Origin of the sequence: Propylenella binzhouense (assembly GCF_009866965.1) — a bacterium.
Classification (GTDB): Bacteria; Pseudomonadota; Alphaproteobacteria; order Rhizobiales; family Afifellaceae; genus Propylenella; species Propylenella binzhouense.
Genome location: NZ_SPKJ01000041.1, coordinates 12,524 through 35,235 on the forward strand (window position 1 = coordinate 12,524; position 22,712 = coordinate 35,235).

Genomic DNA, 22,712 nt, shown 5'->3' on the forward strand with positions numbered 1-22,712 from the left:
CCCGCCTCAGAGCTGCTCCAGGATCCGGGCCGCTCCCGATTTCTCCGCCTCGGCGGTCGTGTCCTCGACATTGAGGGCGGTCACGACGCCGTCCTCCACGATCATCGAGAAGCGCTTCATGCGCAGCCCGCGGCCGACCCCGGTCGAATCGAGGTCGAGCCCCGTGGCAAGCGCGAATTCGGCGTTACCGTCGGAGAGATAGAGGATGCGGCCCCTGCCGCCGGTCGCCTCCGCCCAGGCGTCCATCACGTTGGCGTCGTTCACGGCCACGACCGCGATCTCGTCGACGCCCTTCTCGCGGATCGCGTGGCTGTGCTCCAGGAAGCCCGGCAGGTGATTGAGCGTGCAGGTGGGCGTGAAGGCGCCGGGCACACCGAACAGCACGATCCTCCTGCCCACGAAGATCGCGCCCGACGGCACCTTCTGGGGCCGGCCCTCTTTGAGGACAAAGAAGCTCGTCTCAGGCAGCCGATCGCCGACGGCAATCATGGTCTTCCTCCTCTGGAACGCCGGGTCGCCGGCAGCAGGTAGGCTGAGATGCCCGGCGCGTCCAGCCCGTCAGGGAAGGACCACGGTCTCCTCGATCGCCCTCCCGCCGGCCGTCGCCACGAAGCGGAGCGCCTCGCCCGGCGTGTCCGGCCGGCCCTTCAGGGAGAGACGGTATCGTGCGAGCGCTCCCTCATGCGCGACGAGCCTCGGCTGGCCGAGGAGCCAGTCCGGCGGGGCGTCCACGAAGAGCTCCGGCTCGGCATCCGGCGGCGCAATCAGCGAGACCGTGACGGCGTCGCCCGCGACGGCGGCTTCCTTCACCTCGAACCGTCCGGGCTCCGGCGCGCCCGGCAGCAGCCGTTCGAACATCTCGAGCTTGGCCTCCGAAAGGGCATCCGGGCCGTCCTGCGGCTTGAGCGTCACCTCGGCCTCGGCCTCGGTCGGGATGCAGATCTCGCGGCAGACGCCGAGCATGGCTCTCAGGCTGAGGGTGATCGGCCCGTCCGCCTCCGGCCGGATCTCCAGCGGGAACACGACGCTGTCGTGGTAGACGGCGGAGACGCTGGTGCCGTCGTCGAAGCGTTCCGGCGCCGGAAAGTGGACGTGCACCGCACCGACATTCCTCGAACCGTCGAAATCGAAGCGGGGAGGCACGCCGGCATCGCCCGGATTGCGCCAGTAGGTATGCCAGCCGGGCTCGAGCGCGATCTCGATGCCGCCCTTCACGCGCCCCTCCGCGCGGACGAGCATCACGCGCAGTCTTCCCTCCGGAATCGAGACCCAGGGCGAGCGCGCGGCTTCGGCCGACCCGGCTCCCCCCGAACAGGCGAGGAGGATTGCTGCGGCGCGGATCGCTCCGGTCCTCCATCCGTTGACGCCGGCAGGGCGGAAGCGAAAGGGCCGGCTCATCGGGCACCCTCCTTGGGTTCGGTCCTCGGCGCTATCATATGCCGGAGATGATTGGTACGATCACGCATGGCTAGACGCAGCTCATCCGAGGGATTTCTCGACGGTCAGCTCCTCATCGCGATGCCGAGCATGGCCGATCCGCGTTTCGCCCGCTCGGTCGTCTATCTCTGCGCCCATTCGAACGATGGTGCGATGGGCATCATCCTGAACAAGCTCGTTCCGGAGATCGAGTTCAAGGATCTCCTGGTGCAGCTCGAAATCGTCTCGCCGGCCGACGAGGAGGGCCTCCCGGCGAATGCGAGGTCGATCCGGGTCCACCGCGGCGGCCCGGTGGAGACCGGCCGCGGCTTCGTCCTCCATTCCGCGGACTTCTTCCTGGAGAACGCCACGCTGCCGATCGCCGACGGGATCTGCCTGACGGCGACGCTGGAGATCCTGCGCGCCATCGCGGACGGGCGCGGGCCGGGCCGCGCCCTGCTGGCGCTCGGCTATGCCGGCTGGGCACCCGGGCAGCTCGAGCAGGAGATCCAGGCGAATGGCTGGCTGCACGGACCGGCGGACCGGGCGATCCTTTTCGACGACGAGCTCGACACCAAGTACGAGCGCGCGCTCGCCAAGATCGGCGTTGCGCCGGCGATGCTCTCCGCGGAAGCCGGCCACGCCTGATCAGCTCGCCTTGGCGACAGGTTCGGCCCTGCGCAGGATCTGCTGCACCATCTGGCTCGGCATGGCACGGCCGTAGAGGAAGCCCTGGGCGTAGTCGCAGCCGGTCTCCCGCAGTTCGCGCGATTCCGCTTCGTCTTCGACGCCTTCGGCGACCACCGCCATGCCGAGATCGTGTGCGAGCCGGATGATCGAGCGCAGGATGATCGGGCGCGCCGACGAGCCGTTCGGACGGACGAAGGCACGGTCCACCTTCAGCGTGTCGAAGGGGAAGCGCTGCAGGTAGGCGAGGCTCGAATGGCCGGTGCCGAAATCGTCGAGCGCCAGGCTTGCACCGAGCTCCCGGATGCGCGTCAGCACCTTCGCCGCGTATTCCGGGTTCTGCATCACGAGCGATTCGGTGATCTCGAGCTTCAGCGTCTCCGGGGCGACCCCGGTGCGGGCGAGCACGGCCTTCACGTCGTTGATGAGATCGTGCCGGAAGAGCTGCCGGCTCGAGACGTTGATGGCGACGAACGGCCATGAACCGGCGGGCATTCCGGCCTGCCAGCCGGCGAGGTCGCGCGCCGCGCGCTCCAGTGCGAAGACGCCGAGCTGGACGATCAGGCCCGTCTCTTCGGCGATCGGAATGAAGTCCTGCGGCGCGACCGCCCCGAGCTTCGGATGCTGCCACCGCATCAGGGCCTCGAAGCCGGCGATCGAGCCGTCCGGGAGGCGGATGATCGGCTGGTATTCGAGATCGATGTCGCCGCCGTCGAGCGCCTGCTGCAGCTCGCTCGCGAGATCGAAGCGGGCCTCGATAGCGGCGAGCGTGCCGTCCGAGCGGATGCACTTGTCGCCGCCCTGCCGCTTTCCGGCATAGACGGCGTTCTCCGCCCGCCGGAGAAGCTCCGCCGCGGTCTCGCCGCTCGCGGTGGCGATCCCGACGGAGGCCGTCACGAAGGCCTCCGTGTCTCCGATGGCGACGGGCGTCTTCACCGCGGCCACGAACTCGTCCGCGATCTGCATCAGCGCGTCCGGGCTCGTCTCCGAGAGGATGATCGCGGCGAACTCGTCGCTCTGGAGGCGGGCGAGGGTGTCCTGCTCGCGCAGCATCCGGGAAAGACGGCGGGCGATCGCGAGAAGGGCTGAGTCCCCCACGGAATAGCCGAACGATTCGTTGACGGCCTTGAAGTGATCGAGGTCCAGCACGATCACGGAAGGGGCCGGCAGCCGGTCGACGCGGCTGCGCGTCAGCGCCGCATGGAGCCGGTCGAGGAAGAGCTCGCGGTTCGGCAGGCCGGTAAGGTTGTCGTAGACCGCGTCCTGGAGCAGCCGCTCCTCGGCGACCTTTTCGTCCGTGATGTCGGTCACCGTGCCGGTGCAGCGCATCACCTCGCCGTCGGTGCCGACGATCGGCCGGGCGACCAGCTCGAACCACAGGAAATGGCCGTCGCTCGCACGCATCCGGAAGATCTGGTGGATGCGGCCGCGCCGGCTCTGCACGATCGCGTCGAAGACCGCTTCGAGGCGGGGACGGTCGGACGGATGGACGGCGTCGAGCCAGGTCCGGATCGGGCCGTCCACCGCGCCGCGCTTGCAGCCGAGCAGGCGTTCCACCTCGCGCCCCGTCTCCAGCCGGTCGCGGGCGACGTCCCAGTCCCAGATCGCATGGCCGGCGCCGACGAGCGCCAGCGCCTTCTGCTCGGCGTCGGAGATGAGGCCCTGCGCCAGCTGCCCGCCTGCGAAGGCATGCTGCATGACCGTGAAGGCGATCAGCATGACCACGAGGACAAGGCCGCCGGCAAGCGCCGGCTGCAGTGCCGCATGGTCGATGCGGCCCGTCACGGCGAGCCAGGCTGCGGCCACCCAGAAGAGCAGCACGGCCCAGGTCGGGATCAGCATGATCGCGCGGTCGAAGCCGCGGATCGAAAGGACGAGGATCACGAGAAGGCCGACAACGGCCGTGAGCCCGAGCGAGATGCGCGCGATGCCGGAGGCGAAGCTCGGATCGAACACGGTCATGCCGGCGAGAATCGCGAGGCCGACCAGCCATCCGACCGCGACGTGGCTGTAGCGGACGTGCCAACGGTGGAGATGGAGGTAGGTGTAGAGGAACACCAGGAGCGCGCCGGCGAGCCCCACCTCGGTGCCCGCCCGCCAGTACGGCTCGCTCGTCATCGCGACCGGGAAGGCGCGATGCCAGAAGCCGAAGTCGATCGAGATGTAGGCGAGCACGGACCAGGCCAGGGCGGCGGTCGCGGGAAACATCGCGGTTCCCTTCACGACGAAGAGGACGCTCAGGAAGAGCGCCAGCAGGCCGGCAATTCCGAGCACGATGCCGCGATAGAGGGTGTAGCTGTTGATGGTCTCCTCGTGGGCGTCCGGTTCCCAGAGATGGAGCTGCGGCAGGTTGGGAGAGCCGAGCTCGGCCACGTAGGTGACGATCGCACCGGGATCGAGCGTGATGCGGAACACGTCGGATTCGGCCGAGGCGATGCGTTCGGGCGCGAAGCCCTCGCTCGGGGTGACGGCGACGATCCGCGTCGAGCCGAGGTCGGGCCAGAGAATGCCGGAGCCGACGAGCCGGTAATGCGGCGCGACGAGCAGCCGGTCGATCTGCTCGTCGCTCGGGTTGGCGAGTGCGAACACGATCCAGTCCGACGCGCCCGCCTGCGCCTCCGAGCGCACCTCGATGCGGCGGACGATGCCGTCGGGGCCCGGCGCTGTCGAAACCTGCAGCCGGTCGGTCGGACTGGCGTAATGGTCGACGACGCGGGTGAGGTCGATCGTGTGCGTGTTGAGCGGGACCGGCACGGCCTCCAGGGCCATGGCGGGGACAGCGAGGCTCACCAGTGCAAACGCGATCAATAGGCGCTTCAGGAAATCGCCCGCGCGCACGGCGTCCTCCGGTATGTGCTACAACTTTAATCAGTAGAGTGACGAGGCCGGCACCTCAAGCCGGCAATCGGGCGTGAAGATGGCGGTTCAGCACTCCCACGGCTTGGGATCGTCGGCGAGCAGCCCGTAGACCACGTGATCCTGCCACCGCCCGTTGATGCAGACGAGCCCGCGCGCGAGCCCCTCCTCGCGGAAGCCGACCTTCTGCAGCACCTTGCGCGACGGTGCGTTGTGCACGAGGCAGGCGGCCTCGAGCCGGTGGAGATGGAGAATGCCGAACGCGAACGGGATGAGCGCGGTGAGCGCGGCCGTCATGTAGCCGTTGTTGGCGTAGCGCTCGCCCATCCAATAGCCGATGGTCCCGGTCTGGGTCATGCCGCGGGTCACGTTCGAGAGCGTGATCCCGCCGACGAGGACCGCCTCGCCGGCCCGGTAGACGAAGAAGGGATAGGCGCGATCCTCGCGGATCTCCTGGTGGTACCGCCTTATGCGGCGGCGGAACGCGGAGCGGGTGAGGTCGTCCGCCGGCCAAGATGGTTCCCACGGCGTCAGGAACGACCGGCTCTCGCCCCGCAGCATCGCCCACTCCACGTAGTCGCTATAGGTGGGGCTGCGCAGGAAGACGCCCCGGCCTGAGATGACCGGGGCGGGATCGTAGCCGGACGTGCTGCGGAGAAAGGCCATGGTCCTAGGCCGCGAGCCGGGCGATTTCGTCGGCGATGGCGGCGGCGCCCGGCAACGGGCCGACCGGGCCGATGCCGGCAAGGGTCGGCGGCGACTTCAACATGGTTGCCGCCGCCGCGGCAATATCCGTCGCACCGGTATCGTCGATCGCGGCCATGATTTCCGAGAGCGGGAGCGGACGACCGTAGACGAGGACGTGCCGCGCCATCTGCCCGGCGCGGGCGAGGGGGCTCTCAAGCGCCATGAGAAGGCCGGCCCGCATCTGCGCCTTCGCGCGGTCGAGTTCCGCCTTGTCGATGCCCTCCGCCACCTTTGCCGTCTCGCGGAGCACGACGGGGACGAGCCTGCGGATGTCAGCTTCCGACGTGGCCGTCTGGATTCCGAACAGGCCGGTGTCCCGGAACGGCCAGTAGAAGGAGTAGATGGAATAGCAGAGACCGCGCTTCTCGCGCACCTCCTGGAAGAGCCGCGACGCCATGCCTCCGCCGAGCACGGACGAGAGAAGCATGAACGGATAATAGCCCGGCTCGTGGAACGAAGGCCCTTCGAAGCCGAGCATGATCTGCGCTTCCTGCAGCTTCCGCCGCTTCAGGCTCTCCCCGCCACGGTAGCTGCCCGGCTCCTCCGCCGGGCCCGGCTGCGCCGAGATTCCGCCGAGGCTCTTCTCTGCCGCGGCGACGAGCATGTCGTGGTCGACCGCTCCGGCCGCCGTCACGACCATGGCCGGGCCCCGGTAGTGCCGCTTCAGGAAGCCTTCGAGATCGGCCGGCCTGAGCGCCCTTACGGAGGCCGGCGTGCCGAGTATGGTCCGTCCGATCGGCTGGCGCGGATAGGCGGCGCTCTGGAAGAGGTCGAGGACCAGGTCCTCGGGCGTGTCGACCGCCGCGCCGATCTCCTGGCAGATGACGTGCTGCTCGCGGCCGAGCTCCTCCGGGTCGAACACGGAATCGGTGAGAATGTCGGCAAGCACGTCAAGCCCGAGCAGCATGTCCTCCTTGAGGACGCGTACGTAATAGGCCGTGTGATCGACGCTCGTCTCCGCGTTCATCTCGCCGCCGACCGCTTCGATCGCCTCGGCGATCTCCTGGGCCGAGCGGCGCCGCGTGCCCTTGAAGGCCATGTGTTCGAGGAGGTGCGATATCCCGTGCTCCGCCTCCGTTTCCGTGCGCGCGCCCGCTCCGACCCAGACGCCGAGCGCGACGCTCTCCAGATGCGGCATGCGGTCGGTGACGACCGTGATGCCGTTCGAAAGGCGGGAGACTTCGGCCGCCATGCGTCAGGCCGTGATCCGGGCGGCGCGGGAGTGCCGTTCCACGCGCCTTTCGATCTCGGAGAGCTCGTTCGGCAGGACGTCGTAGCGCTCGCGCCGGGTGAGGATCGGCCGGGCCCATTCCGGCAGGTCCGGGTGAACGCCGGCAGCCGCTTCGACGGCTTCCGGAAACTTTGCCGGATGCGCGGTGGAAAGCGTGACCATCGGCGTCTGCGCATCCATGTTGTGCTCCGCGACCGCGATCCCGACGGCCGTGTGGGGGTCGACCAGCATGCCTGTTTCGCGGAGTGTCCGCCGGATGGTGGCTGCGGTTTCATCCTCGCCGCAGGATCCGGAGACGAAGAGTGGCCGGATGGCCTGCCGTGCGTTCTCCGCCATCGTGAACGCGCCCGATTGCGAGAGGCCGGACATCAATCGGCGCACGCCGGACGCCTCGCGTGCCTCGGCCTCGAAGAGCAGCCGCTCGAAATTGGAGGAGACCTGGATGTCCATGGAGGGCGAGGAACTCGGGGTGACGCCGCGCACCTCGTAGCGGCCCGTGCGGATGGTGCGGTCGAGGATGTCGTTGACGTTCGTCGCGACGACCAGCTTTCCGATCGGGAGGCCCATCCGGTGCGCCACGTACCCGGCGAAGACATTGCCGAAATTGCCGGTCGGGACCGTGAAGCTGACCGGCCGGTACGGCGCTCCGAGCGCCACCGCCGCGTAGAAATAGTAGACCGCCTGCGCGACGATACGGCCCCAGTTGATCGAATTCACCGCCGCGAGGCCGACCCGGTCGCGGAAGGCGAAATCATTGAACATCGCCTTCACGAGCGCCTGAGCGTCGTCGAACGTGCCGCGGATCGCGATCGCCTGGACGTTGTCCTCGACGACCGTCGTCATCTGGCGGCGCTGCACCGGCGAGACGCGCCCATCGGGAAAGAGGATGGCGATGTCGATCCGCTCGCGGCCGCGAAAGGCTTCGATCGCCGCGCCTCCCGTATCCCCCGAGGTGGCGCCGACGATCGTCGCGCGCCGGCCGCGCTCGGCGAGGAAGTGGTCCATGAGCCGGGCGAGCACCTGCATCGCCACGTCCTTGAAGGCGAGCGTCGGGCCGTGGAAGAGTTCGAGCACGAAGTGGTTCGGGGCGATCTGGACGAGCGGCGTGACCGCCGGATGGCGGAAGGTGCCATAGGCATCGTCCAGGATCGCCCGAAGGGTACCGGGCGCCAGTTCGTCGCCGGTGAAGCGGCCGATGATGCGCGCCGCCACCTCGGCATAGGGAAGGCCGGCGAGCGCGGCGATCTCGTCCGGCGCGAGCCGCGGCCAGGTCTCCGGCACGTAGAGCCCGCCGTCGCGCGCCAATCCCGTCAGAACGACGTCGCGGAAACCGAGTGCCGGCGCTTCCCCGCGGGTGGAAACGTAACGCAAAGAATTCTCCTCTGGCGAGGTGCGGACACTATCGCCCGCTCCGCCGGGCGGCAAGCAGATCGGCGGGCGCGGCTGCAACGCCCGGCCGCGGCGGACGTTGCCGACGAAGAGCCGAGCATGGAGCTTCGCGATGAGCAGCGGAGAGAAGGATCCGACAAAGGCGCAGGCAGCCGTCGAGACGGGCGCCAATCCGGGCGCCAATCCGGGCGACGAGGCGGCGCCCGGCACGCCCGGCAGCGGCGAGAACATCTGCCCCGTCTGCGGGGGAACGGGGCGGCTCGATGGCCGCAAATGCCAGAGCTGCGGCGGGACGGGCCGGGTGATCGAAGGAATCGGCGGCGGCTGACGCCGGGCCGGGCGGCTTGTGCTGCGGCATCCGCGGCCCTAAGTGGCGGCGATGCTGGTCATCTTCGACTGCGACGGCGTCCTCGCCGACACCGAGATCATCGCGGCGCGCGTCGACGCCGAGCTGCTGCACGAAGCCGGGCTGGAGATCAGTGCCGAGGAGGTCGCGCACCGATATGCGGGGCTGACCACGGAGCGGATCTTCGAGCTCGCCGGGGAGGAGCTCGGACGGGCGCTGCCCGATTCCCTGCTCGCGCGGGCCGAGGAGGAGACCGACCGCCGCCTCGAGCAGGAAGCACTGCCGATCGCCGGCGCCGAGGAGATGCTCGACCGCCTGGAATGGCCGCGCTGCGTCTGCTCCAACTCGCGCCCCGAGCGGCTGCGGGTGACCCTCGAGGTGATCGGTCTCTACGACCGGTTCCGGCCCTATGTCTTTTCGGCGCGCGAGGTCGGCGAGGGCAGGGGCAAGCCGGCGCCCGACGTCTTCCTCCATGCCGCCGCCGTCATGGAGACCGCTCCTGCCGACACGATCGTGATCGAAGATTCGGTTGCAGGCGTCGCCGGGGCGGTCGCCGCCGGCATGCGCGTCGTCGGCTTCGTCGGCGCCTCTCATACCTGGCCGGGTCACGGCGAGGCGCTGATGGACGCCGGGGCGATCACCGTGATCCGCCGCCTCGCCGACGTCCCGGCGACGGTCGAGGCGCTCCGGGAATGGTCTTCCGACCTGGTGTGAGCGCGTCGGAGCCCTTCGTCCTCACGCTCGAGCTCGACGGCGATTCGTTCGCGCGGATCGATGCGCTCCGCCGCCGGCACTATCCCGCCGAGCGCAACCAGGTCCCGGCGCATGTCACGCTGTTTCACCAGCTGCCGGCGGGGCGCGCCCGCGAGGTGAAGGCGGTCGTGAGGCAGGAAGCGCAGGCGCAGCGCCCCTTCGATCTGCGGGTCGCCTCGGTGAAGTCGATCGGTACCGGGGTCGCTTTGTTCCTCGAATCGCCCCAGCTCGCGGCGCTCAGGGAGAGCCTTGCCCGCGAATTCCGGTCCGATCTCTCGGACCAGGATCGCTCGGGCTTCCGGCCGCACGTGACGATCCAGAACAAGGTCCCGCCGAAAGAAGCGGATCGCCTGCAGCGCGAGCTCGCGGCCGGCTTCCGGCCGCTCGCCGTGAAGGCGCTCGGCCTGCACCTCTGGCGCTACAGGGGCGGCGCCTGGGAGAGCGTTCAGGTCTTTCGCTTCGGGCGCTGACGTGAAGACAATCTAGAGTTTATCTTTCGAATGTGATAAATCCCTGCGTGTATTCCTGGGAGGGAGGCAGGCATGACGGATGCAAACATCAACGCTCCGGCAAGGCCGGTTGCGGCCGTCGGTCACGGATTTCCGGTTCTCGTGTTCGTGGCTCTCGTAGGCGGAGCCGCGCCCTACCTTTTGCGAGTAGCGAGCCAGTTAGTGACGGCTCAACTCGAGGGAGGGGCACCGAACATTCCTGCCTTCGGCTTCTGGCTCGGGATCGGCATCTTCGCGGTGCTCGGACTCGTGACGTCGATTGCGACGGCGGAGCAAAGCGCGAAGGCCTACTTCGTCGCCGCGATGGCCGCGCCGGGGCTCATCGCAGGCGCGCTGCTCGGCATCAATGAGGCCAAGGTGCCTGTCGGGACCCGGAGTGCGGAGACATCGGCGGCAATTCCCGGCACGACCTTGGGCCTGCACATCTTCGGGGCGGCACTGGCGCAGCCGTTGAACGGTTCCGCCACAGCGGGCGCGGCCCCACCGAGCATTGCCGCCGCGGATGGAGGTTCGCAGATCGAGGTGAAGGTAGATATCGAGAACGCGTCGGCCGTCGCGGGTGCAAGCGAGCTGAAGATACTGGCTGCCGGAGCGCAAGGGACCGGTGTGCAGGCTACATGTCCCGCCTTCGCTGGCGCGAATTGCTCGATTTGGGTACCTGGCGAGACGAAATCCGTCACATTCGAACTCGGCGGACGCTCGACCGAAATCCAACTTCCGCCGGAAGCCAGCCAGATCGGCGTCTCTATCGAGGCGAACCCCTCTGTCTCGCAGCAACTGTGGTGGGCGCTGGGCGGCAGATTGCGCGGCGAAGTCTCCGGGCTGAAGGCCGAGGCGATAACGGGCGCCACCAATTAGGTCAGACGCGGCGCATAGCCGGGAGCGGCGCCTTCCGGCTATGCGGCCGTGCCGTCGCCCGCGCCCTCCTCCTGCAGCCGGATCAGCATCAGCACGGCGGCGCGGGAGAGCGCGCGGTCGCGCGCATTGCCGAGATCGTCCTCGAACTGCTTGCAGACTTTCAGGTAGAGCCCGTAGAGGCGCCGCACGGCCGGGTCCGGATGCTCCTCGAAGGCGCCTTCGAGCCGAGCCACAGTCGCAAGGATCTCCGCGGTTTCGGGAATGCCGTCCATCGCGTGGTCTCCTATTCGGCCGCATCCTCGATCGGCTCGGGCGGCGACCATTTGAGTACGGGCTGGCGCGCCGCCCGCGTCTCGTCGAGCCGGCGGCGCGGCGCGAAGCGGGGCGCGTCCTTGAAGCGTTCAGTCTGACCGCGCTTTGCGGCCATCGCGAGATCGCGCAATGTCGCAACGAAGACGTCGAGGCTGGCGCGGGATTCCGACTCGGTCGGCTCGACAAGCATGGCGCCGTGGACGACGAGCGGGAAATAGACCGTCATCGGGTGGAAGCCCTCGTCGATCATCGCCTTGGCGAAATCGAGTGTCGTCACGCCGGTTCCGTCGAGGAAGCCGTCGTCGAAGAGCGCCTCGTGCATGGCGGGATGCGCCGGATAGGGGACGCTCATCAGGTCCTGCACGCCGGCGCGCACGTAATTGGCGTTGAGCACGGCGTCCTCCGCCGCCTGCCGCATGCCGTCGGCGCCATGCGAGAGCATCCAGGCATAGGCGCGCACGAACATGCCCATCTGGCCGTGAAAGGCGGTCATCCGCCCGAACGGCGCGAGCGCCGCCTCGTCTTCGGCGTGCTCGACGAGCCGGTAGCCGCCGTCGGTTCCGCGCAGGATTGCCGGCAGCGGCGCATGCGGCGCGAGCGCCTCGGAGAGCACGACCGGCCCCGCGCCCGGTCCGCCGCCGCCATGCGGCGTCGAGAAGGTCTTGTGGAGGTTGATGTGCATGGCGTCGACGCCGAGCGCGCCAGGCTTCACCTTGCCGAGGATGGCGTTGAGATTGGCGCCGTCGCAATAGAAATAGCCGCCGGCCGCGTGCACGGCCGCCGCGATCTCGCAGACCTCCGGCTCGAAGAGGCCGCACGTGTTGGGATTGGTCAGCATGATCGCGGCGATCCTGCCTTCGTGTTCCCCAGCGAGCCGGCGCACCTCGGCGGCGGCCACCGTCCCGTCCTCGCGGGCCGGCACCGCGACCACCGTGAAGCCGAGAAGCGCGGCGGTCGCCGGGTTGGTGCCGTGCGCGGATTCCGGCACGAGCACGATCGTGCGGTCCTCGCCGCGGGCACGGACGGCGGCCTTGATCGCCATCATCCCGCAGAGCTCGCCATGGGCGCCGGCCTTCGGGCTCATCGCGACGGAGTGCATGCCGGTGATCTCGATCAGCCAGCGGCCGAGCTCGTGGATGAGCTCGAGCGCCCCCTGAACCGTGGCTTGCGGGGCGAGCGGGTGGAGATCGGCGAAGCCCGGCAGGCGCGCGGCCGCCTCGTTCAGCCGCGGATTGTGCTTCATCGTGCAGGAGCCGAGCGGATAGAGCCCGCTGTCGATGGCGTAGTTCTTCTGGCTGAGCCGCACGTAATGGCGAAGCGCCTCGGGCTCCGAGAGAGCGGGTAGACCGATCGGCGCCTTCCGGCGGTGCCGCCCGAGCCGGTCGCCCGCATGCTCCGGCACGTCGATGTCGACGCCGGTCACGTCGGTGCGGCCGACCTCGAAGAGAAGCGGCTCCTCGAGCTGGAGCGCGCGGTTGCCGGTGAAGGTCTCGCGCCGGCGCGTCGCGGGCTCCGGGCGAGTCGGACGGTCGTCTCTGTTCAGCATGCGGCGGCTCCCGGGAAGCGGGCGAATTTGCGGGCGAGATATCCGGGCGTCCGAGTGGCGAACGCGGCGGGGTGGCCGGACGGCCGTGCTGCGCCGGCCGGCGCGGTCGGCGCCCTGCCTCCGCGCGGGTGAACGCCGAGGCGACGAAGGCATTTCGGATCGCGCCGCCGAGCCTCGGCACGAGACCGCGGAACCGCTGCCCGGAAGCGCGAGGGAAGAAACGCCGAGGAGGTCAAAGGACGGCCTCCAATGCTTCGGTGAAGCGGGCCATGTCCTCGTCGATCGCCGTCTCCGTCGCCGCGACGACGAGAAGGTCGGCGAGTTCCGGCCGCCCCGGCTCGAGCCGCGAGACGGGCAGGCCGGCGACGATCCCTTCCTTGGCCAAGGCGTCGACGACCGGAGCCGCGGCCCTCGGCAGGCGGACGGTGAACTCGTTGAAGAAGCTCCCGTTCAGGACCTCGACCGCCGGAATCCCTGCGAGCGCTTCGGCGAGCCGGCAGGCGCGGACGTGGTTCGCCTCCGCGAGCCGGCGGAGGCCGAGCTCGCCGAGGAGCGTCATGTGGATCGTGAAGGCAAGGGCGCAGAGCCCCGAATTGGTGCAGATGTTTGATGTCGCCTTGTCGCGGCGGATGTGCTGCTCGCGTGTGGAGAGCGTCAGCACGAAGCCGCGGCGGCCTTCCGCATCGACGGTTTCGCCGGCGAGCCGGCCCGGCATCTGCCGGACGTATTTCGCGCGCGTCGCGAAGAGGCCGACATAGGGCCCGCCGAAGCCGAGCGGATTGCCGAGCCCCTGGCCCTCGCCGACCACGATGTCCGCGCCCTGCGCCCCGGGCGGCTCGACAAGCCCGAGGGAGACGACCTCGGTGAAGACGGCGACGAGGAGCGCGCCATGCCGGTGCGCGGCCTCCGCGATCGGGGCCAGGTCGGTCAGCTGGCCGTAGAAGGAAGGGGACTGCACCACGACGCAGGAGGTCTCGCCGTCGATCGCCGCTATGATGTCCTCCGCGCCCATCGGGTCGGGCGGCAGCACGGCCAGCCGGTCCTCGGCGAGATCGGAAAGCGTCGCGATGACGTCCCGGTATTGCGGGTGCAGCCCGCCGGAGAGAACCGCCTTCCGGCGCTTCGTCACCCGGTGCGCCATGAGGACCCCTTCGCCGGCCGCGGTCGAGCCGTCATACATCGAGGCGTTCGCCACCTCCATCGCAGTGAGGTTCGCGACCTGCGTCTGGAACTCGAACAGGTATTGCAGCGTGCCCTGCGCGATCTCGGGCTGGTACGGCGTGTAGGAGGTCAGGAATTCCGAGCGCTGGATCAGATGGTCGACGGCCGCCGGCACGCTGTGGCGGTAGGCGCCGGCGCCGAGGAAGAATGGCCCGTCGGCGGCGGCGTGGTTCTTCCGTGAGATGGCGCGGAGCGTCCGCGTGACCTCGAGCTCGGTCTTGCGGCGCGGTAGGTCCAGGAGGCCGCCGAGGAGCTTGTCCCTCGGTACGCCGGCGAAGAGGTCGTCGATGCCGGAGACGCCGATTGCCGCCAGCATCTCGGCGCGGTCCTGGTCGGTATGCGGGAGATAGCGCATCGTCAGTTGCCCTCCGCCGGCGCGGCGATGCCCTCGACCACCACCTCGCTCTTCACCGAATTGGCGATGAAGCAGAGCTCGTGGGCGCGGTGGTGCAGATCGGTGAGGGCGGCCGGCTCGGGCTCCGTCTCGAACGCGATCTTCGGCCGGAGCACCACCTTCGCGACCGCGTGACGGCCGGCTCCGAGCCGCTCCATCACGCCGTAGGCCTGGTCCTCGTAGGAGAGGACGACATGGCCGGCCCGCCGGGCAAGGTCGAGGAAGGTGAGCATGTGGCAGCTCGCGAGCGAGGCGACGAACGCCTCCTCCGGGTCGACCGCTTCGGCGCTGGAGAGGGGCAGCGGCACCACCGAAGGAGATGCCGATGCCGGAACCGTCGCGCCGCCGTCGAAGCGCCATTCGTGCAGGCGGCTGTACTTGCCGCGCAGGAAATCGCCGCCGTCGTTCCGCCAGGAGATCGTGGCGTCGTGCTTGATTTCGGCCATGGCTTACAGGCTGTCGGTGAAGTCGCGATAGGTCTCGTCGTCCATCAGGGCGTCGAGCTCGGCTGGCTTGGAGAGCCGGAGCTTCATGAACCAGCCGGCCGATTCGGGAGCCTCGTTCACGCGCTGCGGCGTGTCGCCGAGCTCCGAATTGACCTCGACGACCTCGCCCGAGACCGGAGCGTAGACGTCGCTCGCCGCCTTCACGGATTCGACGGTCGCCGTGGCGTCGCCCTTCGCGACCTTCTGACCGACCTCGGGCAGCTCGACATAGACCACGTCGCCGAGCTGGTCGGCGGCATAGGCGGTGATGCCGATCGTGGCGACGTCGCCCTCGGCGTTCACCCATTCGTGGTCCTTCGTGTAGCGCAGCACCATAGAGGCTCTCCTGATCAACGGACGTAGCGGGGTGGGACGAAGGGCAGGGCGGCGACGGTCGCCGGCTCCGGACCGCGGCGGCCGGAGACCTGCACGTCCGTGCCCGGCGCGGCATAGGGGGCCGCGACATAGCCCATCGCGACCGGGGCCTCGACGGTGGGACCGAAGCCGCCGGACGTGACCTCGCCGATCCGTGTGTCGCCGAGACCCAGGATGTCGGCGCCTTCGCGCACGGGTGCGCGGCCGGCCGGGCGAATGCCGACCCTGAGGCGCGCCGGCCCCTCCGCGAGTTCCCGCAGAATGCGGTCCGCGCCGGGGAAGCCGCCGGTCTCGCGCCGCGCCTTGGCAATCGCGAAGGCGAGTCCCGCCTCGACCGGGGAGGTGGTTTCGTCGAGGTCGTGGCCGTAGAGCGGCAGGCCGGCTTCGAGCCGGAGCGAATCGCGCGCGCCGAGGCCGACCGGCTTCACCTCCGGCTCGTCGAGGAGCGTGCGCGCGACGCGTACCGCATCCTCCGCCCGGACCGAGATCTCGAAGCCGTCCTCGCCGGTATAGCCGGACCGCGACACGAGACATTCGGCATCGTCGAAGCGGGCTTCCGTCGCCGACATGAAGGTGAGGCCGGCGGCTTCCGGGCAATGGCGTGCCAGCGCGTCGACCGCCTTCGGTCCCTGCAGGGCGAGGAGCGCGCGGTCGTCGAGTGCCTCGAGCGCGAAGGTGCCCGGGAGGCGCTCGCCGAAATAGGCGTCGTCGATCTCCTTCCGCGCCGCGTTGAAGACGAGCATCAGCTGCCCGTCCCCGCCGCCGGCCGGCCGCGTGACCATCAGGTCGTCGAGAATGCCGCCGGTGTCCGCAAGGAGGAGCGTATAGCGCATCCGTCCCGGCGCGAGGTTCCGGAACGATCCGGGCGTGATGCTCTCGAGGGCGTCCGCGACCGCGTCCTGGCCGGGGCCGGAGAGCACACGCTGTCCCATATGCGAAACGTCGAAGAGGCCGGCGCTCGCGCGCGTCCAGCGGTGCTCGGCGAGGATGCCTTCGTACTGCACCGGCATCGAATAGCCGGCGAAGGCGACCATGCGGCCGCCGAGCGCGCGGTGAAGCTCGTGGAGCGGTGTCCTGCGGAGATCGTCTGCGGTATCGGCCATTCCGGCTCCCTGCGATAAAGATGAACGCACGACGGCATTCGCCGTTCGTGCCCCCTCTGTCGCAGGACCTGAGAGATTCCCGGGCTTTCGCCCGGTTACTCCGTCGGTGAGCCGGTCGCCTCCCGATCCGGGGAGACGCCGGCTGCTTTCCAGAGTGCCGCGCCAGCACGGTCCTTGAGCCTGAGAGTTTCCGGGGCGGTTGCTCCTTCGGCGCCCCGCCGTCCGAAGACGCCGGGGACTCTCCCGTGCAGGCGTGATTCGCGCGGGCCGTGGCGCGGCCCGCGGGTCAAGAGATCGCCGACCCGGTCTCCGGAGTCAATGGAGGACGCGCTGCCGGACCGCCGCGGCGGAAGCCTACTTCTTCTTCGCCTGGTCGTCGAACCCGACATAGACCAGATAGTCGCGGTGCTCGCCGGGCGAGGGTACGGTCACCTCGTAGACCTGGGCGAACACGGTCGAGAGTTCCGGCGGGATGGTCGCCTGGATGATGTGGAGATCGGACGAGAGCACGATCTGCCCGGCCCGGGTGACCGCGATGCGGAGCGGCAGCGTGACGTCGCCGGCGCCACCCTTCGGCCCGGCGGCGACACGGCCGGAGACGCCGATCCGTATGGTGAGATTGCCCTGGCCGTCATAGAGGCACTCGCGCGCGGTGTCGCCGATCGAGGCCTGCCAGACGATCGAGGCCTTGTCGTCCTCGTGGCCCCGTTCGTAGCGCCGAAGCACCTCCGTCCCGCTCCTGACACTGAGCTGCGGGCAATAATCGGGGCCGATGAACTTCCGGACGTCCACCGGCTGGGCCGTCTCCGGGGGCGCGCTCTGTCCGCCGCCAAGGGACTGGCAGCCGGCGACAGCCAACGCCAGCGCGGGGCCGAGTGAGAGCCGGAGAACGCTCGCAAGTGTCATCTGATCATCCCGATCGTCAGGCTTCGTCCGCCGCGCTCTATAGCAGCACCTGGCGGCGCTCGAAACGCCGGCCGCCCGTTTACCTCCGCTTCACCCTGTTTCCTAACCGTGGGTTCACCCTGTTCGGCGACCTTTTCCCCGCCAGTTCGGGAGTTGTCATGCGTAGCGAAGCGGCGGCGGCGGTTTGCTCGAAGAGAGCCGAGTACCTCGATACGATCATCCAGGGCGACTGCGTGAGCGCTCTGGAGCGGTTGCCGGCAAGAAGCGTCGACCTCGTCTTCGCCGATCCGCCGTACAACCTGCAGCTCGGCGGCGATCTGCACCGCCCGGATCAGTCGCGCGTCGACGCGGTCGACGAGGACTGGGACCGGTTCTCCGATTTCGCCGCGTACGACGCCTTCACGCGGGCCTGGCTGATGGCCTGCCGACGCGTCCTCAAGCCGGAGGGGGCGATCTGGGTGATCGGCTCCTACCACAACATCTTCCGGGTCGGCGCGATCCTGCAGGACCTCGGCTTCTGGATCCTCAACGACGTCGTCTGGCGCAAGACCAATCCGATGCCGAACTTCCGCGGCCGCCGCTTCCAGAACGCACATGAGACGCTGATCTGGGCGGCGCCCTCGCAGGGGGCGAAAGGCTACACCTTCAACTACGACGCGCTGAAGGCCTTCAACGAAGACCTGCAGATGCGCTCGGATTGGCTGATCCCGATCTGCACGGGCGAGGAGCGGCTGAAGGACGGGGCGGGAAGGAAGGTGCACCCGACCCAGAAGCCGGAGGCGCTTCTCTACCGCGTGCTCCTCGCCACCACGAAGCCCGGGCAGGTCGTGCTCGACCCGTTCTTCGGAACCGGCACGACGGGCGCTGTCGCGAAGCGGCTCGGCCGCCATTTCGTGGGCGTGGAGCGCGAGCGGGCCTACATCGCCGAGGCGGAGCGGCGGATCGCCGCCGTCGTGCCTGCCGCCGGACCGGACCTGAAGGTGCTTGAGGGCAAGCGGGCGGCCCCGCGCATTCCGTTCGGAACGCTGCTCGAGGCCGGCATGCTCTCCGCCGGGACGGAGCTGATGGATCAGCGCCGCCGCTTCTCCGCCCTCGTGCGCGCCGACGGCTCGCTCGTCTGCCGCGCCGACGGGCGGACGCACGAAGGCTCCATCCACCGCGTCGGGGCGGCCGTTCAGGGGCTCGAAGCCTGCAACGGCTGGACCTTCTGGCATCTCCCGCGGAGCGGGCGCCTCGAGCCGATCGACCGGCTGCGCGAGGAGATCCGGCGCGCGCTGCCGGCCTGAGCCTCAGGCGACGCGGCGCTCGATGTCGGGCGCGATCTCGAGCACGGCGATGCCGGACACCGGGTCGGTGACGCCGAGACCGCCGCCGAGATCCTCGAGCGTGTCGCGGAAGCTGTCGAGGATGCCGATCATCCAGGGCCTCGCCGCCGCGATGTCCTCGAAGCTTTCCCACTCGCCCAGGAAGCAATAGCCGCGGTCGCCGGTCTGGACGATGGCACCGCGGCGGAAGCCGGCGGGCTCGGCCTGGATCTGGCGATGCGCCTCAATGAAGTCCTGATCGCGACCGGGCTTCACCCGGAACCGCACGATGTTGAACGCCGTCATGGACGTGCCCTCCCCGAAACGAGCGCTCCGAATGATACGCCGCCTGCGGGAACCCGCCTAACGAACGGGCGCGCTCGAGGCGGCGCCGGCCGTCACTTCTTCGCGATCGGCGCCGGTCTCGGTCTCGATTCCCCAGCGCGCGAGGTCGCGTCGCATGGCTGCCGCGTCCGTGAAAAGCTCCGCATTCCAGCCCGCCGCGCGCGCCGCTTCGACGTTCGGCGGGGAATCGTCGAAGAAGAGGGTCGCCGCGGGCTCCAGGCCGAAGGTCTGCGCGTGGAGGGCGTAGATCGCCGGGTCGGGCTTCACCAGCCGGACGGTCCCGGAGACGGTGGCGCCGCGGAACCAGCCGAGGAACGGGTAGGCCGGCACGGTGAGGGCGAAGAGGTCCTGGTTGAAGTTGCTGAGGGCGGTGACGTCGAAGCCCTTCCGGACAAGCTCGGCCAGGATCGCCACCACCGCCTCGTCGGCGCCCTCGAACATGTCGAGCCAGCGGCTCTTGTAGGCGCGGATGCAGTCCGCGCGCTCGGGATGGAGCGCCGCGAGCGCCGCGATCGCATCGTCGACGGGCATGCCCCTGTCGAGACCGAGATGCCAGTCGGGGCTGCAGATCTCGGCAAGGAAGCGTGCGCGCTCGCCCGGATCCGCGATCATGTTCCGGAACGGCCGGTCGCGGTGCCAGGGCAGGAGCACGTTGCCGATGTCGAACACGACGTGGCGTATCCGCGTCACGGGCGATCCTTTCCGAATGCATTCGGGCAGGCGGCGCTTATGGCCTTCCGCATCACGCTCGGCAGCGCCTCGTGGCCGAGCGCGTCCGGCGGGCTCCACCAGCAGGCCGGCGGCGCGGCCGCGCGGGCGGAACAGTCCCCGCGCAGCACCGTCAGCCGCAGCTCGAAATGGGTGAAGACATGGGTGACGCTGCGGTCGACCCGCTCCCAGCTGCCGGGAAGCGGCGGTTCGAAGGCCGAGGCCGGCTCGGCGCCCCATGCGCTGCCCGGCACTTCCGCCATTCCGCCGAGGAGGCCCTTCGGCGGCCGGCGGCGCAGGAGCACCGCCCCGTCGGAGCGCACGGCGACATAGGCGAGGCCGTGGCGCACCGGCCGTGCCGGCTTCGGCGCCTTCACCGGGAAGCTCTCCTGCAGGCCGGCCGCGAAGGCGGCGCAGCCGTCCTGCCAGGGGCAGAGCGCGCAGGCGGGGCGCTTCGGCGTGCAGATCGTCGCTCCGAGGTCCATCAGCGCCTCGGCGAATTCGCCGGGCCGGTCCGCCGGCACGAGCGGCGCGAGCCGGTCGCGGATCTCCGCCTTTGCCGCCGGGAGCGGGCGGGCGACTGCATGGATCCGGCTCATGACCCGCTCGACGTTCCCGTCGACCACGGGCACCGGCTCGGCGAAGGCGATCGCCGCAATCGCCGCCGAGGTGTAGCCGCCTATCCCGGGCAGCTCGGCGAGTTCGGCGGCGCTCGACGGAAAGGCGCCGCGTTCCGCCACTTTCCGCGCCGCGGCGATCAGGTTGCGGGCGCGCGAGTAATAGCCAAGTCCCGCCCAGGCGGCCATCACCGCGTCATCGGCCGCCGCGGCGAGGCTCGTCACGTCCGGCCAGCGCTGCAGAAAGCTGTGGAAATAGGGAGCGACCGCCGCGACCGTGGTCTGCTGCAGCATGATCTCCGACAGCCAGACCCGGTAGGGGTCAGGCCGCTCGCCGCGCCGCCTTGCCGCAGGGCCGACCCGCCACGGCAGCGGCCGCGCGTGGCGATCGTACCATGCGAGGAGGGCGTCGGCCGTCACGACGCCGCCCCCGACGGATCGCCCCGGCTTCTCCGCGGGCCGGCCCTCGTCTAGTCTTCGTGCCATCGTCGTACTGTGCCGGCAGGATGGCGGTGCGCAAGCGGCAAGGAAGGGTGCGGGCGTGGCGGGAGAGCGCAGCAGGGTCGGAAAGCCGGTCGGCGAGCTCGTCGCGGGCGCGCTCGACCCGGTCGTCCGCAAGCGCGGTCTCGCACGCGCGGAGCTGTTCGGCTGGTGGCCGGACATCGTCGGCGAGGCCTACGCCGCCTGGACCCTGCCGGAGCGCATCCGCTGGCCGAGGGGAGGAGGCGCCGCGACCCTCGTCGTGAAGTGCGATCCCTCGGTCGCGCTCCAGCTCTCCTACGAGCTCGAGCCGATCCGCCAGCGGCTCAATTCCTATTTCGGCCATTCCGCGGTCGGGGCCGTCAGGATCGTCCAGCACCCGGTCCGCCTCGCGGCGCCCGCCCGCCCGGTGCCGAATCCGCCCGATCCCGAGAAGATGGCGGTTCTGGAGAGGCGGCTTGCAGGCGCGGAGGAGGGACTCCGCGGCTCTCTCGTCGCGCTCGGACGGCTCGTGCTCGCACGATCGTGACCGGGTCCGGCCGCCCCGCCCGGTGCTGCGTGCCGCCCGGGAGTTGCCCGCCCCAATTCAGGCTCTATTCAGGGCGAGACGGCGATGACGTCGCTCGCTCGATCTGAAGGAAATCGGAATGTTCGACCGCAGGTCTTTCCTCCTTGGCGCCGCAGCGCTCGGCCTCGTCCTCGCCGTGCCGGGATTCGCGCTCGCCCAGGAGACCGTCGATACGGCAGCCCTCTACGCCGCGCCCCAGCTCGGCGACAAGGTGCTCGGCAAGGAGGACGCGCCGGTGACGGTCGTCGAATATGCTTCGATGACCTGCCCGCACTGCGCGCATTTCCACAATACGACGCTCGACGCCTTCAAGGAGAAGTACGTCGACACGGGCAAGGTGAGGTTCATCTTCCGCGAGTTTCCGCTCGATACGGCCGCCTTCGGCATCGCGATGATCGCCCGCTGCGCGCCGGCCGAGCGCTATTTCGACATCGTGGACGTCTATTTCGACCAGCAGCAGAACTGGGGACGCGCGGAGAAGCCGTATGACGCGATCCTGGATATCGCCAAGCAGTTCGGCTTCTCCAAGGAAAGCTTTGACGCCTGCCTGTCGAATCAGGCCTTGTTCGATGGCCTGAACGCGGAAAAGGAGCGGGCGACGAAGGAATTCGGGGTCGATGCCACCCCGACCTTCTTCATCAACGGCAAGCGGATTTCCGGAGCGCTCACGCTTGAGGAACTGGACAAGGAGATCGAACCTCTCCTCTGAGACGGCGTTCCGCCGCGCGATTGCGCTCGCGGGGCCGGCATGAAGTTCACCCGGCTCCGCATCACCGGCTTCAAGTCCTTCGTCGAGCCGACCGACATCCCGATCGAGCCGGGGCTCACCGGCATCATCGGGCCGAATGGCTGCGGCAAGTCCAATCTCGTCGAGGCGCTCCGCTTCGTGATGGGCGAAAGCTCGCACAAGGCGCTTCGCGGCGGCGGGATGGACGACGTCATCTTCGCCGGAACGAACAATCGCCCGGCGCGGAGCTGGGCCGAGGTGAGGCTCTCCGTCGTGCCGGCCGGGGGCCGGCCGCTTCCGCCGGGCGCGCAGGCGGGCGAACCCGTCGAGGTCGCCCGGCGGATCGAGCGGGATTCGGGCTCGGTCTATCGCCTCAACGGGCGCGAGGCCCGGGCGCGCGACGTGCAGCTTCTCTTTGCCGATGCCGCGACCGGATCCCGTTCGGCGGCCCTCGTCCGGCAGGGCCAGGTGAGCGAGCTCATCGCGGCGAAGCCGGTTCAGCGCCGCGGGATCCTCGAGGACGCGGCCGGTGTTGCCGGCCTGCATTCCCGGCGCCACGAGGCGGAGCTCAAGCTCGGCCAGGCCGAGCAGAACCTCGCCCGCCTCGACGACGTGACGGGAGAGATCGGAGTCCAGATCGACTCGCTGAAGCGGCAGGCCCGGCAGGCCGCCCGGTACCGCAACCTCTCCGGCGAGATCCGAAAGGCGGAGGCTGCCCTCTTCTTCGTGCGCTGGTCGGCCGCCGCGGAGCGCCTGCGCGAGGCGGAGGGCGCGGCGAGGGCCGCGCTCGCTGCGCTTGCCGAGGCGACCGCGGCGCAGGCCGGCGCCG

At 69.5% G+C, this 22,712-nt stretch carries 25 protein-coding genes and 2 riboswitches; of the genes, 9 read left to right on the forward strand and 16 right to left on the reverse strand.

Annotated features, from left to right (window positions below):
• Positions 1 to 6: 6 nt before the first annotated feature.
• Positions 7 to 489 (reverse strand): peroxiredoxin, encoded by a 483-nt coding sequence (locus E4O86_RS12635; protein ID WP_161140904.1) that lies wholly within the window; start codon positions 487 to 489, stop codon positions 7 to 9.
• A 69-nt stretch (positions 490 to 558) separates the two neighbouring features.
• A complete protein-coding gene (locus E4O86_RS12640) occupies positions 559 to 1,398 on the reverse strand; it encodes a protein-disulfide reductase DsbD domain-containing protein (RefSeq protein WP_161140905.1) in 840 nt (279 codons plus the stop codon).
• A gap of 66 nt (positions 1,399 to 1,464) precedes the next feature.
• On the opposite strand from E4O86_RS12640, the gene E4O86_RS12645 reads away from it, so the two are divergent.
• Positions 1,465 to 2,064 carry a YqgE/AlgH family protein gene (locus E4O86_RS12645; RefSeq protein ID WP_161140906.1) on the forward strand — a complete coding sequence of 200 codons (600 nt, stop codon included), beginning with the start codon at positions 1,465 to 1,467 and terminating at the stop codon, positions 2,062 to 2,064.
• Here E4O86_RS12645 and E4O86_RS12650 read toward each other — a convergent pair whose 3' ends face one another.
• From E4O86_RS12650 to thrC, 4 genes are all read right to left on the reverse strand, one after another.
• Entirely contained in the window at positions 2,065 to 4,941 is a 2,877-nt protein-coding gene (locus tag E4O86_RS12650) for an EAL domain-containing protein (RefSeq protein ID WP_343039154.1), read from the reverse strand.
• 87 nt (positions 4,942 to 5,028) lie between these two features.
• Positions 5,029 to 5,625, reverse strand: a complete 597-nt coding sequence (locus E4O86_RS12655) for a GNAT family N-acetyltransferase (protein WP_161140907.1) — start codon at positions 5,623 to 5,625, stop codon at positions 5,029 to 5,031.
• A gap of 4 nt (positions 5,626 to 5,629) precedes the next feature.
• Positions 5,630 to 6,898, reverse strand: coding sequence for a M16 family metallopeptidase (locus E4O86_RS12660; RefSeq protein ID WP_161140908.1), 1,269 nt, complete (start codon positions 6,896 to 6,898; stop codon positions 5,630 to 5,632).
• A gap of 3 nt (positions 6,899 to 6,901) precedes the next feature.
• A complete protein-coding gene (thrC, locus tag E4O86_RS12665; protein WP_161140909.1) occupies positions 6,902 to 8,308 on the reverse strand; it encodes a threonine synthase in 1,407 nt (468 codons plus the stop codon).
• 130 nt (positions 8,309 to 8,438) lie between these two features.
• On the opposite strand from thrC, the gene E4O86_RS12670 reads away from it, so the two are divergent.
• The 4 genes from E4O86_RS12670 to E4O86_RS12685 all read left to right on the forward strand — a co-directional run bounded on the left by E4O86_RS12670 (position 8,439) and on the right by E4O86_RS12685 (position 10,792).
• Positions 8,439 to 8,654, forward strand: coding sequence for a hypothetical protein (locus E4O86_RS12670; protein WP_161140910.1), 216 nt, complete (start codon positions 8,439 to 8,441; stop codon positions 8,652 to 8,654).
• A 51-nt stretch (positions 8,655 to 8,705) separates the two neighbouring features.
• Entirely contained in the window at positions 8,706 to 9,386 is a 681-nt protein-coding gene (locus tag E4O86_RS12675; RefSeq protein ID WP_161140911.1) for an HAD family hydrolase, read from the forward strand.
• The gene (locus tag E4O86_RS12680; protein WP_161140912.1) at positions 9,365 to 9,895 is read left to right on the forward strand and encodes a 2'-5' RNA ligase family protein; all 531 of its coding nucleotides are present in this window, start codon (positions 9,365 to 9,367) and stop codon (positions 9,893 to 9,895) included. The genes E4O86_RS12675 and E4O86_RS12680 overlap by 22 nt, the downstream gene beginning before the upstream one ends.
• 72 nt (positions 9,896 to 9,967) lie before the next feature.
• Positions 9,968 to 10,792 (forward strand): hypothetical protein, encoded by an 825-nt coding sequence (locus E4O86_RS12685; protein ID WP_161140913.1) that lies wholly within the window; start codon positions 9,968 to 9,970, stop codon positions 10,790 to 10,792.
• Between the two features lie 38 nt (positions 10,793 to 10,830).
• On the opposite strand, the gene E4O86_RS12690 is transcribed toward E4O86_RS12685, so the two are convergent.
• The 7 genes from E4O86_RS12690 to E4O86_RS12720 all read right to left on the reverse strand — a co-directional run bounded on the left by E4O86_RS12690 (position 10,831) and on the right by E4O86_RS12720 (position 17,134).
• The gene (locus tag E4O86_RS12690; RefSeq protein ID WP_161140914.1) at positions 10,831 to 11,064 is read right to left on the reverse strand and encodes a hypothetical protein; all 234 of its coding nucleotides are present in this window, start codon (positions 11,062 to 11,064) and stop codon (positions 10,831 to 10,833) included.
• An 11-nt stretch (positions 11,065 to 11,075) separates the two neighbouring features.
• Positions 11,076 to 12,650, reverse strand: a complete 1,575-nt coding sequence (gene gcvPB / locus E4O86_RS12695) for an aminomethyl-transferring glycine dehydrogenase subunit GcvPB (RefSeq protein WP_161140915.1) — start codon at positions 12,648 to 12,650, stop codon at positions 11,076 to 11,078.
• Positions 12,651 to 12,882: 232 nt separating this feature from the next.
• Positions 12,883 to 14,226, reverse strand: coding sequence for an aminomethyl-transferring glycine dehydrogenase subunit GcvPA (gcvPA, locus tag E4O86_RS12700; RefSeq protein ID WP_161140916.1), 1,344 nt, complete (start codon positions 14,224 to 14,226; stop codon positions 12,883 to 12,885).
• Between the two features lie 2 nt (positions 14,227 to 14,228).
• Positions 14,229 to 14,711, reverse strand: coding sequence for an OsmC family protein (locus E4O86_RS12705; protein WP_161140917.1), 483 nt, complete (start codon positions 14,709 to 14,711; stop codon positions 14,229 to 14,231).
• Between the two features lie 3 nt (positions 14,712 to 14,714).
• A complete protein-coding gene (gcvH, locus tag E4O86_RS12710) occupies positions 14,715 to 15,086 on the reverse strand; it encodes a glycine cleavage system protein GcvH (RefSeq protein ID WP_205520860.1) in 372 nt (123 codons plus the stop codon).
• Positions 15,087 to 15,100: 14 nt separating this feature from the next.
• A complete protein-coding gene (gene gcvT, locus E4O86_RS12715) occupies positions 15,101 to 16,228 on the reverse strand; it encodes a glycine cleavage system aminomethyltransferase GcvT (protein ID WP_161140918.1) in 1,128 nt (375 codons plus the stop codon).
• Positions 16,229 to 16,280: 52 nt separating this feature from the next.
• A riboswitch (glycine riboswitch) is annotated at positions 16,281 to 16,385 on the reverse strand.
• A gap of 1 nt (position 16,386) precedes the next feature.
• Positions 16,387 to 16,484: riboswitch (glycine riboswitch) on the reverse strand.
• A gap of 98 nt (positions 16,485 to 16,582) precedes the next feature.
• Positions 16,583 to 17,134, reverse strand: a complete 552-nt coding sequence (locus E4O86_RS12720; protein ID WP_161140919.1) for a hypothetical protein — start codon at positions 17,132 to 17,134, stop codon at positions 16,583 to 16,585.
• A 158-nt stretch (positions 17,135 to 17,292) separates the two neighbouring features.
• Between E4O86_RS12720 and E4O86_RS12725 the strand changes: the two genes are divergently transcribed.
• Positions 17,293 to 18,420, forward strand: coding sequence for a site-specific DNA-methyltransferase (locus E4O86_RS12725; protein WP_161140920.1), 1,128 nt, complete (start codon positions 17,293 to 17,295; stop codon positions 18,418 to 18,420).
• Between the two features lie 3 nt (positions 18,421 to 18,423).
• Here the strand turns inward: E4O86_RS12725 and E4O86_RS12730 are convergent, their stop codons facing one another.
• From E4O86_RS12730 to mutY, 3 genes are read right to left on the reverse strand one after another with little or no spacing between them, the layout of a single operon-like run.
• Complete coding sequence (locus E4O86_RS12730; RefSeq protein WP_161140921.1) at positions 18,424 to 18,744, reverse strand: antibiotic biosynthesis monooxygenase family protein; 321 nt, start codon at positions 18,742 to 18,744, stop codon at positions 18,424 to 18,426.
• 57 nt (positions 18,745 to 18,801) lie between these two features.
• Complete coding sequence (locus tag E4O86_RS12735) at positions 18,802 to 19,473, reverse strand: HAD family hydrolase (RefSeq protein WP_343039155.1); 672 nt, start codon at positions 19,471 to 19,473, stop codon at positions 18,802 to 18,804.
• Positions 19,470 to 20,594, reverse strand: a complete 1,125-nt coding sequence (mutY, locus tag E4O86_RS12740) for an A/G-specific adenine glycosylase (protein WP_161140922.1) — start codon at positions 20,592 to 20,594, stop codon at positions 19,470 to 19,472. The genes E4O86_RS12735 and mutY overlap by 4 nt, the downstream gene beginning before the upstream one ends.
• 55 nt (positions 20,595 to 20,649) lie before the next feature.
• Between mutY and E4O86_RS12745 the strand changes: the two genes are divergently transcribed.
• From E4O86_RS12745 to E4O86_RS12755, 3 genes are all read left to right on the forward strand, one after another.
• Positions 20,650 to 21,117 (forward strand): DciA family protein, encoded by a 468-nt coding sequence (locus E4O86_RS12745; protein WP_161140923.1) that lies wholly within the window; start codon positions 20,650 to 20,652, stop codon positions 21,115 to 21,117.
• Between the two features lie 118 nt (positions 21,118 to 21,235).
• A complete protein-coding gene (locus E4O86_RS12750; RefSeq protein WP_161140924.1) occupies positions 21,236 to 21,865 on the forward strand; it encodes a DsbA family protein in 630 nt (209 codons plus the stop codon).
• A gap of 39 nt (positions 21,866 to 21,904) precedes the next feature.
• A partial coding sequence (locus E4O86_RS12755) for an AAA family ATPase (protein ID WP_161140925.1) occupies positions 21,905 to 22,712 on the forward strand: 808 nt, incomplete at its 3' end.

Coding starts and splice junctions, on each gene's coding strand:
- E4O86_RS12635 (WP_161140904.1), bottom strand. CDS start 489: ATGATTGCCGTCGGCGATCGGCTGCCTGAGACGAGCTTCTTTGTCCTC.
- E4O86_RS12640 (WP_161140905.1), bottom strand. CDS start 1,398: ATGAGCCGGCCCTTTCGCTTCCGCCCTGCCGGCGTCAACGGATGGAGG.
- E4O86_RS12645 (WP_161140906.1), top strand. CDS start 1,465: ATGGCTAGACGCAGCTCATCCGAGGGATTTCTCGACGGTCAGCTCCTC.
- E4O86_RS12655 (WP_161140907.1), bottom strand. CDS start 5,625: ATGGCCTTTCTCCGCAGCACGTCCGGCTACGATCCCGCCCCGGTCATC.
- E4O86_RS12660 (WP_161140908.1), bottom strand. CDS start 6,898: ATGGCGGCCGAAGTCTCCCGCCTTTCGAACGGCATCACGGTCGTCACC.
- E4O86_RS12670 (WP_161140910.1), top strand. CDS start 8,439: ATGAGCAGCGGAGAGAAGGATCCGACAAAGGCGCAGGCAGCCGTCGAG.
- E4O86_RS12675 (WP_161140911.1), top strand. CDS start 8,706: ATGCTGGTCATCTTCGACTGCGACGGCGTCCTCGCCGACACCGAGATC.
- E4O86_RS12680 (WP_161140912.1), top strand. CDS start 9,365: ATGGTCTTCCGACCTGGTGTGAGCGCGTCGGAGCCCTTCGTCCTCACG.
- E4O86_RS12685 (WP_161140913.1), top strand. CDS start 9,968: ATGACGGATGCAAACATCAACGCTCCGGCAAGGCCGGTTGCGGCCGTC.
- E4O86_RS12690 (WP_161140914.1), bottom strand. CDS start 11,064: ATGGACGGCATTCCCGAAACCGCGGAGATCCTTGCGACTGTGGCTCGG.
- gcvPB (WP_161140915.1), bottom strand. CDS start 12,650: ATGCTGAACAGAGACGACCGTCCGACTCGCCCGGAGCCCGCGACGCGC.
- gcvPA (WP_161140916.1), bottom strand. CDS start 14,226: ATGCGCTATCTCCCGCATACCGACCAGGACCGCGCCGAGATGCTGGCG.
- E4O86_RS12705 (WP_161140917.1), bottom strand. CDS start 14,711: ATGGCCGAAATCAAGCACGACGCCACGATCTCCTGGCGGAACGACGGC.
- gcvH (WP_205520860.1), bottom strand. CDS start 15,086: ATGGTGCTGCGCTACACGAAGGACCACGAATGGGTGAACGCCGAGGGC.
- gcvT (WP_161140918.1), bottom strand. CDS start 16,228: ATGGCCGATACCGCAGACGATCTCCGCAGGACACCGCTCCACGAGCTT.
- E4O86_RS12720 (WP_161140919.1), bottom strand. CDS start 17,134: ATGACACTTGCGAGCGTTCTCCGGCTCTCACTCGGCCCCGCGCTGGCG.
- E4O86_RS12725 (WP_161140920.1), top strand. CDS start 17,293: ATGCGTAGCGAAGCGGCGGCGGCGGTTTGCTCGAAGAGAGCCGAGTAC.
- E4O86_RS12730 (WP_161140921.1), bottom strand. CDS start 18,744: ATGACGGCGTTCAACATCGTGCGGTTCCGGGTGAAGCCCGGTCGCGAT.
- mutY (WP_161140922.1), bottom strand. CDS start 20,594: ATGGCACGAAGACTAGACGAGGGCCGGCCCGCGGAGAAGCCGGGGCGA.
- E4O86_RS12750 (WP_161140924.1), top strand. CDS start 21,236: ATGTTCGACCGCAGGTCTTTCCTCCTTGGCGCCGCAGCGCTCGGCCTC.